The organism is Colwellia sp. MB3u-41, assembly GCF_014076845.1.
Taxonomy (GTDB): domain Bacteria; phylum Pseudomonadota; class Gammaproteobacteria; order Enterobacterales; family Alteromonadaceae; genus Colwellia_A.
In genome coordinates this window covers 1-751 of record NZ_JACGUT010000029.1, presented here as the reverse complement: position 1 = coordinate 751, position 751 = coordinate 1, and the positions used below count along the sequence as shown (strand labels likewise).

2 protein-coding genes are annotated in these 751 nt (G+C 35.4%); both read left to right on the top strand.

What is annotated here, in order from left to right; translation table 11 throughout:
• Positions 1-89 precede the first annotated feature (89 nt).
• The gene (locus H4J73_RS01885; RefSeq protein ID WP_182176759.1) at positions 90-371 is read left to right on the top strand and encodes a type II toxin-antitoxin system Phd/YefM family antitoxin; all 282 of its coding nucleotides are present in this window, start codon (positions 90-92) and stop codon (positions 369-371) included.
• Complete coding sequence (locus tag H4J73_RS01880) at positions 368-661, top strand: type II toxin-antitoxin system RelE/ParE family toxin (protein ID WP_182176758.1); 294 nt, start codon at positions 368-370, stop codon at positions 659-661. Before H4J73_RS01885 ends, H4J73_RS01880 begins: the two co-directional genes overlap by 4 nt.
• Positions 662-751: the final 90 nt, after the last annotated feature.

The window sequence follows — 751 nt, the reverse complement described above, 5'->3', positions numbered from 1 at the left end:
GGCGTTATAACTCAAGTTCAAAGTCTTGTACTTACATCTAGTTTTAACTATACTTAGTGCCATACATAGTACAACTAAAGGTATTACTCATGAGTAGACTTCATTTTGATCAAGATATTCAACCACTTTCTGATTTTAGAGCTGGTGCAGCGTCATTTATTCGTCAAATTAACGAAACAAGAAGACCAATTGTGATCACACAAAGAGGAAAAGGTGTGGCTGTAGTTGTCGATGTGGCAGAGTATGAGTCAATGCAGGAAAAAATTGAATTACTTGAAGAGGTACAAAAAGCTGAAGCTCAACTTTCTGCTGGATTAGGTCTTTCTAATTCTGATGCTCGCGCACAAATTTTAAAGAGTATTAAACCTTGAAAATAGTTTGGTCTCCTTTAGCGTTAGAAAAGCTAGAAGCGTCCGCTAAGTTTATTGCGCTTGATAAACCATCGGCTGCTGACAAATGGGTTAATGATATTTTTGATCGCATTGACTTACTCGGTTCTCAACCTGAATTAGGACGAGAAGTACCTGAGTTGTTAGGTTCAAATTATCGTGAAGTGATATTTGGTAGTTATCGTATTATCTATAAAGTTGAAAATGAAATTAAAATATTAACTTTACGTAATAGTCGTCAGTTGCTTAGTTTGGATGATATTGAGTTATAACAAGAACTTCAAACGGAAAAAATACAGTTGGCTGTTTTCACTCCGTTCAACATTTTAGCCAACTATATTTTTCCGCTTAAGTAGGCGTTA